Origin of the sequence: Leptolyngbya sp. FACHB-671 (assembly GCF_014695745.1) — a bacterium.
In the GTDB taxonomy this organism is placed as follows: domain Bacteria; phylum Cyanobacteriota; class Cyanobacteriia; order Elainellales; family Elainellaceae; genus JAAUTN01.
In genome coordinates this window covers 1-8,711 of sequence record NZ_JACJOV010000103.1, presented here as the reverse complement: position 1 = coordinate 8,711, position 8,711 = coordinate 1, and the positions used below count along the sequence as shown (strand labels likewise).

Sequence of the window (8,711 nt, the reverse complement as noted above, 5' to 3'; positions counted from 1 at the left end):
TGCGATTGCGATTGTAGTTGTGATTTTGGTTGAAAGAATCTTTCGGTTCATGAGAAATCTCCTGTGGCTTATGGTTGTGTAATGTTCTATTGTTTCCAGGGAAGCGGCGATCGGTAGGGGTTTTCGTGCATATCCAGGACTTCCCAAGTTGTAGGATTGACTTGCCCTGTGACTGGAATTTCGTACCGTTGCTGTAAATCTCGTATTGCAGAAGCTGTAATCTCACCAAAGATGCCATTGACGATCGCACCATTTGGATTGCCTAACCTCACGCCTGCAGCTCCTAAAAAGCCATTGTCAAGAAGAATACGCTGCAACAGTTCCACGTCTCTGCCGCGATCTCCCTGGCGCAAAGTGGGTAAGGTTAAATCAGTGTAGGCAGTGGCGATCAGAACGGGTGATGTTTGCTGTGAAGAAATGCTGTGCACGATCGCTGGATGAGTGAATGAACCTCCGAGCAATCCTGTCGCGATCGTTAGTAATCCGAAAATGGCTTGAAGTTTCATGATCGTCCTCCTGATGGATCAGTTCTAGTTAGCATCAATTTCGTGTCGCAGTTATTACTCCATCTGCTTGCTCCGATCGGTGTAGAGCAGCGCTGTCGCTGATGCAAAACTCACGGAACAATTGCAGTAACGCGGATTTCAATCCGCATCGTTGGCAGTGCAAGAGCTGCGACACCTAGCTCTGTCCAGATTGGGGCGTGGTTGGGCATGTAATGACGAAATAGTTTGACCATCACATCGTTAACCTCTGGGGGAAACCCGCCAACATGGTAAGAATTGACATGGACAACATGCTCCCAACCCGCCCCGGCAGTCTCCAGGGTTCGCTCTATGTTCCGAAACGCCTGGGCGATCTTATCCGCAAGCGATTCTGGAATTTGCAGATTGTCATCCCAGCCGCCTTGACCTGATATCTCCACGCGATCGCCAATTTTTACCGCTTGCGAGTAATGCAAGTTATTCAGCATGTATTCCCCATAACCGGGGGTAACAAAAAACTTGGGCTTATTCATGGTGTTCCTCATGTAATACGTTTGACTCTATCTCGCGTTGCTGAAACGAGTTTGTTTCGGCATCATCTGATTTAGACCCTAATGTTCAGAATTCACTTGCTGTGTAATCACAATGATTTCTGCAAACAGTAAGGCAACTATTAGCCGCGAAAACGCTTGTAAAATGGCTTCTATTGCCCAGTTCTGACTCTGAACTTCCCAGAGCATCCAAACAATATTGAATCCAATCACCAACCAGGGTAGAATGACCACTGAATTCTGCCTGCGATAGAAGCGAATCGCTGTCTCACGCCAAACTGGAAAGGTACTGAGAATACAAGCGATGTAGGACGCTCCTGCACTAATGAACAAGCTTGTTTGAAGACCCGAAGGCAGGTTTGGGTATCCAAGCGCGATCGCTGTCAGACAAACTCCCAGCGCGAGATACAGGAAAGTAAACAAGGTAAATCGTTTCATTCTTTGCAAATAAAGCTCAGCGATAATCTATTCCTGTGTGGCTGACATAACTCAGCCGATGAGCAACAATTAGTCCACATGCAGCACAGCCTTGCCTGAAAATCTGCGCCCGATCAAATCAGCCGCTGTTACGCCTGCTTCACGCCATGAAACTGCTCGATCGATGTGCGTTTTGAGCCGCCCCTGCCCAACTAACCTCAGTAGACGAGCCAGCCCAGAACTAGCACTTTCCATCTCTACTTCGGTGTACAGCGTGAACCCGTAAAGCGTGCGCTGTCCTCCATTCTCGAAATAGAAGTCTGATAGGGACAGCTTCATCTCATTGCCGCTGCTACTGCCATAACAAACGCAGGTGCCTCCTTTAGCCAAAAACGCAGTTAGCGTCCCGACCAATTCACCTCCTACTCCATCAACGATCAGTCGATAAGGCGCGAACTGCTTGGCTTCTTGTCCGGTTTCGGTTAGCACCACTTCATCTGCGCCGTAATCTCGCACAAATGCTTCTTGCGCTGGCTGACGAATTTGGGCAACGACGCTAGCTCCCATAATCTGAGCAAGCTGCATGGCGAAGAGTCCCACTCCCCCTGTTGCCCCCGTGATCAACACTCGACTTCCTGGTAAACGAGATCCCTTTTCCACTGCATACAGTGCCGTTAACCCCGCGACGGGCAGTGTGGCGGCATCGGTATCTGATACGCCCTGAGGAATGACAGCCAGAAAGCGAGTCGGAATTGCTACATATTCTGCCCAGCCCTCCGAGCGGATGGAGAGGGCAACAATTTTTGTCCCTGTGGGTGGGCCACTACCGTCCTGTGCTGTTTGTTCAACAACGCCAACGACATCCCAGCCAATCGGAGTGCCCAGTAGATCATTTTGCGATCGCTTAAGTTCGCCCCGATTCATCGAAAATGCCTTGACGCGAATCAAGCACTCGTTAGCCTTCGGAGTAGGAACTTCAGTGTCTTGAAAGGTGAGGTTGCCAACGGCATCTGGTGAACTTACGAGTCTACGCATAGTCATATCCTTGTGTGTAGAGGGCTATAGTTTTATGAGTTCAACGTCTTTTCGATACGACGATCGGGAATGAGCCACAGGACTGCAACCAGAACGTATAATGCACATGCAAGCCAAGAGATTGCAAAAGCAAGTGGAATTGAAACTGCATAAGTCAATACTGATAACTTGCCTTTAAAATTCCGACCAAGAGCGTTTGCAAGTGTGGAATCTTGACCGTGGTGAAAAACAAGTGTGCGGGTTAGAGTGAAGTAGGCGATCGCAGCCAACAATAGAACCACACCATAAAGCGCCACAGGCAACGCAGCAAAGAGATTTTCACCCATCCATGCGGTGACAAAGGGAAATAATGATAACCAGAACAACAAATGGAGGTTTGCCCACAAAGTTGAACCATTCACTTGTCGGACTGCCTGAAACAGGTGATGGTGATTGTTCCAGTAGATACCAACATGCACGAAACTCAACACATAACTTAGAAAGATTGGAATCAACGGACGTAGTGCAGCTAAATCTGACTCATGAGGTATTTTTAACTCCAGTACCATAATGGTGATAATAATAGCGATTACCCCATCGCTGAATGCTTCCAACCTACCTTTAACCATTTTTGGATATGCTCCTTGTCTGCTTACCGCGTTGTATAACTGCCGTTTGCAAAAATGGTTGTCCGGTTATCCACTATCCATTCAGTATCTCTAAGTGGCAGCAGATCGCCTCAAACTTTGTATCAAGGTCGCGAACTGGTAAACGGCTTACATTGAATCGGCTTCACCACGAAGTGTAATGAGTGAAACTGCTTGATTGCTTTCAGATTCTTATTTCATTCGCAATTGTTGCCGAATTCTTTGCTTACTCCCGCGATTGAAGCGAAGCCTGCTTGATATCTGTAACGAGATGGGTTACTTGACGTTGAGCCTCTTCACTCAGCGAGTCAAACTCGTCCAAGAAGAATTGCCGTTCTAGGGTCAACTTCTGGGCATTGAGTAGCCCTTCAATCCGCCAATCTTGATCACGTTTCATCACGACGAATAGCTGCATCGAATCTCGTGACCTGTATATAGAACGATGGCTAGGTTGTCTACGATCGTGAGCATATTTTAATTGTTCAAGAGTGGTGACATTCGCGTGCCAATTAGTTCAATGGAGCGCATCAGTTGGGCGTGGTTCATCTGCGCGTTGTCCATTTGAAACGTTACTCTCGAAATGCCGCCGAGCGATTCGCTATGACGGCGGATTTTCTCCGCCACTTCTTCGGGACTGCCGACTAGTAACGCGCCGGTCGCACCGCGCTGGGCGTCAAAAGCGGCGCGCGTAACAGGCGGCCAGCCTCTCTCTTTGCCGATTCTAGTGAAGGTTTCGGCGTAGCCTGGAAAGAACTCTTCAACGGCTTGCTCGGTCGTGTCGGCGACATAACCGATTGAATGCAATGAAACTTTCAATGTTTCGGGCGCGTACCCGGCGCGCTTTCCGGCATCGCGGTATAAATCGACGAGCGAGCGAAAGCGATGCGTTTCGCCGCCGATAATGGCGACCACGAGCGGCAGTCCAAGCATTCCGGCGCGGAGGAAAGATTGCGGCGTACCGCCGACCCCGATCCAGATGGGAAACGGCTTTTGCAGCGGACGCGGATAAATTGCTTGGTTTTCCAGCGCGGGGCGAAATTTGCCCGACCAATTGACCGTTTCATTATCCCGAATTTTGAGCAAGAGTTCGAGCTTTTCAGCGAAAATCTCATCGTAATCGCCAAGGCTAAATCCAAATAGCGGAAAGGCTTCGGTGAACGAGCCGCGCCCGACAACCATTTCGGCGCGACCTTTTGAGATCAGATCGAGCGTGGCGAATTGTTGAAACACGCGCACCGGGTCAGCCGCGCTTAGCACCGTAACCGCGCTGGTTAGACGGATGCACTCGGTGCGTGCGGCGGCAGCGGCGAGAATAACCGCGTTTGCCGAATCTAAAAATTCATGGCGATGATGCTCGCCGATACCGAAGATATCCAAGCCGGAACGATCCGCCTGCTCTATTCTCTCCAGCAGTTCGGCGACAGACTGCGCGGCATCCGCCGTTTCACCATTTTCACTCGTTCCAACCGAGGCAAAACTGTCAATTCCAACTTCCATATCATTTTCCAAGCATTTTGTGAATGAAATAGACTTAATCCGAAATAGTAGAAAGCCTTGCTGTACGAGTTAAGCGGCTGTTCTCTCGCTCAGCAAAAACGCCTAGCCATCGTCAGCTCAGAGGGGTCACGCTACTACCGCGATCTGAATCATCAGGGAGCGGAATGAATTCAGTTTCACCGGGAACCGCCGGGAAGCGGCGGTCTTGCCAATCTCGTTTTGCCTGCTCGATACGCGCTGAGCGGCTCGACACAAAGTTCCAGTACTTTGTGCGATCGCCCACTGGTGCCCCGCCGATAATCATTGCTTTTGCCTCAGCCCCCGCCCGGATATCTACTGATTCATCCGGCGCTAAAACGGCTAAACGATATGGCTCTAAAGGCTCTCCATTTATGAACAGTCCAGATGTGACGCTATAAACGGCCCTTTCTAAACCTTCTGTTGGCGCTAGCTGAAATTGACTACCCCCTGTGAAAACGAGCGCTAGGTAAAGAGTAGCAGAGTAGGTTTTAACGGGTGATTGGTGAGACTGGTAGCTACCGGCGATCAAGGTCGCACTGGTGCCTGTTTGAGTCCACCTCGGTAAATCAGTCGCCGGATAATGTGAAAAGCTGGGTTCAACTTCTTCAGCGGTTTCGGGGAGGGCAATCCAGGTCTGAATGCCGTGAAGAGTAGATTCTTTCTCTCTAAAGCTCTCGGGCGATCGCTCAGAATGAACAATACCTTTGCCCGCTGTCATCCAGTTCACCTCGCCCGGAAAAATCTCTTGTACTGTACCTAGACTGTCTCTATGCAGAAGGCTTCCTTCAAACAAATAGGTAACCGTTGCTAAATTGATGTGTGGATGGGGTCTAACATCGACGCCTTTTCCAGCCGGGAAAATAGCTGGGCCTAAGTGATCAAAAAAGATGAAAGGTCCAACCATTTTTAGGGTTTCACTCGGTAAGATGCGATGTACGCTAAACCCACCTAAGTCGTGCTTTTCAGGCGTGATTAATTGCTGAATACTCATTTTTGTCCGATCCATTCTTAGTTGACGTTGTAGACGAAGACACAATCACGCCCTAGCATGTAAACCTACTTCAGCGGGGTGAATCACAGAGTTTTTTCGCAAGCCAGAAAAGCAGCAGATCACTAATTATTCCTGCTGAAGAAAGCCCAGTAACAGGGGATTGACCTGATCGGCGTGAGTCCAGTTGATCGCGTGTGGTCCACCAGGAATGACAACCAGTTGACTGTTTTTAATCAGCTTTGGAAGTCTTGCTGCGGTGGACTCCAGTGGCAGAATGCGATCGCTATCTCCATGAATGATCAGGGTTGGTACATCAATGCGAGGCAGATCATTGAATTAATGATGTGTTTTTGTCTGTTGCATCACAATTGTTAAGCAGCGATCGAGCACCGTCTTAACAATGCTGCGTGAAGCAGACTTCAAGATGGGGCAAGCATTCATTGCCTACCATTACTTCAGAACGACAAGAATCCTTCATTGTTGCCTGAGCGCGATCGCCGCGTTTGCCGCCTCTAAGATGGCTTTAATTCTGCTTCGGTAGCCAGCGCGGTACGCACACCAGCATCGAGATTCATACGGTCTATAACAACCCAAGCTCAGCGACCCGGTCCGCGATGACAGCGTGGATTACAGCCGGAGCGCGACAGCCGGGTTCGCTGCAGTGTCTTGTTAGGCAGCAAAATCACCACGCACCCCGGCTGACGCGACGAAACCAGGCTCCACTTGCTGCTCCTGCTAAAGCGATTGTGGAGTAAGCCGCTAAAAAAGCGACTCCAACAGGGATTAACGGACCGCCGGGCAGAAAAAGAAGCATATACGTCAGTTGACCAAGAATAATACCGGCATAGTGCGACCAAACATGTTTAGGCCGAGCAAAGCCAACGGTAAGGCCAACAATAAGAAGTGCTGCGGAATAATAAAAACCTGTCGCATCCCAATCCCACGGTTCGACCTGCCCGGATAAGGATGGTGACAAAGCCCAGACCATTGCGCCGCCCACAAACGAGAACAAAAAATTTATCGCTAACTCTCTTTTCATTCTTCACCCTCGCTACATAACGACCAAGCTCACCGGACGCAGATAACCTTGAAAACTCAACCGACCAAACTGTAGCGTTCCGGTGCAACGCATGGTTAGGCATCATAGGCTGCTATTACACCTCGAACTCCGGCCGGTTCGGAGCGATTTTGATGGTCCAAGTCCCCTTCTGGCTGAAAGTGCGAGCGGTCGCGAAAGTATCCTCCATGAACTGAAAGTACACGATCTTCCCGTTGTGCACCTTTGCGTGGATCGAGAACGGTGAGGTCACCGCTTTGCTCAGCGAGACCGAGCGGTACGTGAACCTGCCGAACACAGCAACGTTCTCGCCTTCACCGAAGAGGGCGGTAACGGCGAAGTCCTCGATTGCCCACCATTTCTCAACCCGGGAGAACGTATCGATGAACGCTTGGGGACCTTTAGAGGTTCCCGTCCAAGGCAAGATTTGCTTCAGTTCAGGGTTGTCGAAATTCAGGGAAATGTATGTTGCGTCCTCCGCGACGAGCCGTCGGGCCGCCGCCTCGACCTTTTCGATTGCCGTATTTGCCAGAAACTCTTTGATCACTTCGGTCGGTTGGGTACTCATGTTAACAATTCCTTTCTTTAGTTTTGTGGTGGTGAGGCAAAAGACACTTGGGACATTATCATCAACTCCTAAGTTCTCTTTGTCTTAGTTCACTTGAGTGTAGTCAGTTCCAACACTCAACTTCTTGCAGATTCCTATGGAGTTTCTGATGGAGTTAGCGAACCAATTTCAGTGTTGCTTTAGTGAGTCGCTTGAAGTGCTGTATCAAACATTTTGCACTGCCTTTCGACTACTGCGCTACATACCCGCCGTCTACCATCAACGTTTCACCTGTTGTGAACGATGCCAGGTCAGATGATAAAAACAGGACTGCATTTGCAACTTCAAGCGGTGTTCCAATTCGTCCGATCGGGTGAAGTCCTGCCATGTGAGCTTTAACTTCATCCTGTCCACCTGTCGCTGCTTCAAACATATCTGTTTCGATTACCGCTGGTGCAACGACATTGATGCGAATCCCCGCTTTGGCATATTGGAGCGCAGCCGCTTTTGTCAAGCCTATTACTGCACTTTTACTCGCGGTGTAGAGGGGGAAGGTAGGAAATGCAACGACTCCATTCGCAGATGCCGTATTGACGATTGAACCACTTCCCTGTTTCAACATCTGAGCGATTTCATGTTTCATCGACAACCAAATGCCTTTGACATTGATGTTCATCGTGCGATCGTATTCAGCTTCTGTTTGCTCAATCAGTGAAGGATTTTCGCCGATCGTTCCTGCATTGTTAGAAGCAATATCTAACCGACCAAAAACGTCAACCGCTTTATCAACCATTGCTTGAACATCGGCTTCTTTCGTGACATCTGCTTGCACAAAAATCGCCTCTCCGTCAGCCTCCTGAATCAATCGAACCGTTTCTTCACCTTCATCCATTCGACGACCCACCACCACCACCTTTGCTTGTTGCTGGGCATAAGCGATCGCCGTTGCTCTGCCAATTCCCGATGTGCCTCCGGTGACTAACGCCACTTTATCTTGCAGTATCATTCTGTTTCTCCTATTTCAATTTCATCAGTTTGTATCGGATAAGTTTGTCTCAGCAACTCAGTGACTTGTTGTGCGATCGCAATCAGGGCATGATTAACAGAGAAGCCCTGAAGAGAATCAGTCTGAGGTGTACTTTCATGCCTAGAATTATTCTTGCCTTGTACTAATGAACGTGTCATGGAATTATCCTCAATGAAATACCGATTTGTAATTGACTAAATCAATATGCAGGAATTCAGGTGTTGGCATGGTTCAAAAAGCGGTAATTTTGTTCAGCAGAATAGGCAAAGTCTAGCCATCAAAATTAGATGGCTTACAGCACTTACAGGCAAGTCAAATATGAATTGAGAGCAAAGCTCGGGGAACTTAGTGACTTGCAGCGACAATGGCAGCCATCAACTCTGTTATTTTCCAGCGTCCGGTATATTGAATGTTATTGATAAATAGGGCTGGAGCAGTCGTTACTCCACTCTCTATT

General features: G+C 49.0%; 13 protein-coding genes. All 13 read right to left on the bottom strand.

Features of this window, described 5'->3' with window-relative positions:
• Nucleotides 1-86 precede the first annotated feature (86 nt).
• Entirely contained in the window at nt 87-506 is a 420-nt protein-coding gene (locus H6F93_RS14305; protein WP_190681792.1) for a peptidoglycan-binding domain-containing protein, read from the bottom strand.
• A 110-nt stretch (nt 507-616) separates the two neighbouring features.
• On the bottom strand, nt 617-1,018 hold the full coding sequence (locus H6F93_RS14300; protein ID WP_190681789.1) for a RidA family protein: 402 nt from the start codon (nt 1,016-1,018) through the stop codon (nt 617-619).
• Between the two features lie 78 nt (nt 1,019-1,096).
• Nucleotides 1,097-1,474, bottom strand: coding sequence for a hypothetical protein (locus H6F93_RS14295; RefSeq protein WP_190681786.1), 378 nt, complete (start codon nt 1,472-1,474; stop codon nt 1,097-1,099).
• Between the two features lie 69 nt (nt 1,475-1,543).
• Nucleotides 1,544-2,488, bottom strand: a complete 945-nt coding sequence (locus H6F93_RS14290; RefSeq protein WP_199313719.1) for a zinc-binding dehydrogenase — start codon at nt 2,486-2,488, stop codon at nt 1,544-1,546.
• Nucleotides 2,489-2,520: 32 nt separating this feature from the next.
• Complete coding sequence (locus H6F93_RS14285; protein WP_190681778.1) at nt 2,521-3,096, bottom strand: TMEM175 family protein; 576 nt, start codon at nt 3,094-3,096, stop codon at nt 2,521-2,523.
• A gap of 244 nt (nt 3,097-3,340) precedes the next feature.
• Nucleotides 3,341-3,511 (bottom strand): hypothetical protein, encoded by a 171-nt coding sequence (locus tag H6F93_RS14280; RefSeq protein ID WP_199313718.1) that lies wholly within the window; start codon nt 3,509-3,511, stop codon nt 3,341-3,343.
• A 77-nt stretch (nt 3,512-3,588) separates the two neighbouring features.
• Nucleotides 3,589-4,611, bottom strand: a complete 1,023-nt coding sequence (locus H6F93_RS14275; protein WP_190681775.1) for an LLM class flavin-dependent oxidoreductase — start codon at nt 4,609-4,611, stop codon at nt 3,589-3,591.
• A 112-nt stretch (nt 4,612-4,723) separates the two neighbouring features.
• Entirely contained in the window at nt 4,724-5,623 is a 900-nt protein-coding gene (locus H6F93_RS14270) for a pirin family protein (RefSeq protein WP_190681772.1), read from the bottom strand.
• Between the two features lie 126 nt (nt 5,624-5,749).
• Nucleotides 5,750-5,941, bottom strand: a complete 192-nt coding sequence (locus H6F93_RS14265; protein ID WP_524537949.1) for an alpha/beta fold hydrolase — start codon at nt 5,939-5,941, stop codon at nt 5,750-5,752.
• A 364-nt stretch (nt 5,942-6,305) separates the two neighbouring features.
• The gene (locus H6F93_RS14260) at nt 6,306-6,662 is read right to left on the bottom strand and encodes a hypothetical protein (RefSeq protein WP_190645945.1); all 357 of its coding nucleotides are present in this window, start codon (nt 6,660-6,662) and stop codon (nt 6,306-6,308) included.
• Between the two features lie 115 nt (nt 6,663-6,777).
• The gene (locus tag H6F93_RS14255) at nt 6,778-7,248 is read right to left on the bottom strand and encodes a nuclear transport factor 2 family protein (protein ID WP_190645946.1); all 471 of its coding nucleotides are present in this window, start codon (nt 7,246-7,248) and stop codon (nt 6,778-6,780) included.
• A 229-nt stretch (nt 7,249-7,477) separates the two neighbouring features.
• Nucleotides 7,478-8,233 carry an SDR family oxidoreductase gene (locus H6F93_RS14250; protein ID WP_190681768.1) on the bottom strand — a complete coding sequence of 252 codons (756 nt, stop codon included), beginning with the start codon at nt 8,231-8,233 and terminating at the stop codon, nt 7,478-7,480.
• Entirely contained in the window at nt 8,230-8,412 is a 183-nt protein-coding gene (locus H6F93_RS14245) for a hypothetical protein (protein WP_190681764.1), read from the bottom strand. Before H6F93_RS14245 ends, H6F93_RS14250 begins: the two co-directional genes overlap by 4 nt.
• Between the last annotated feature and the right edge of the window lie 299 nt (nt 8,413-8,711).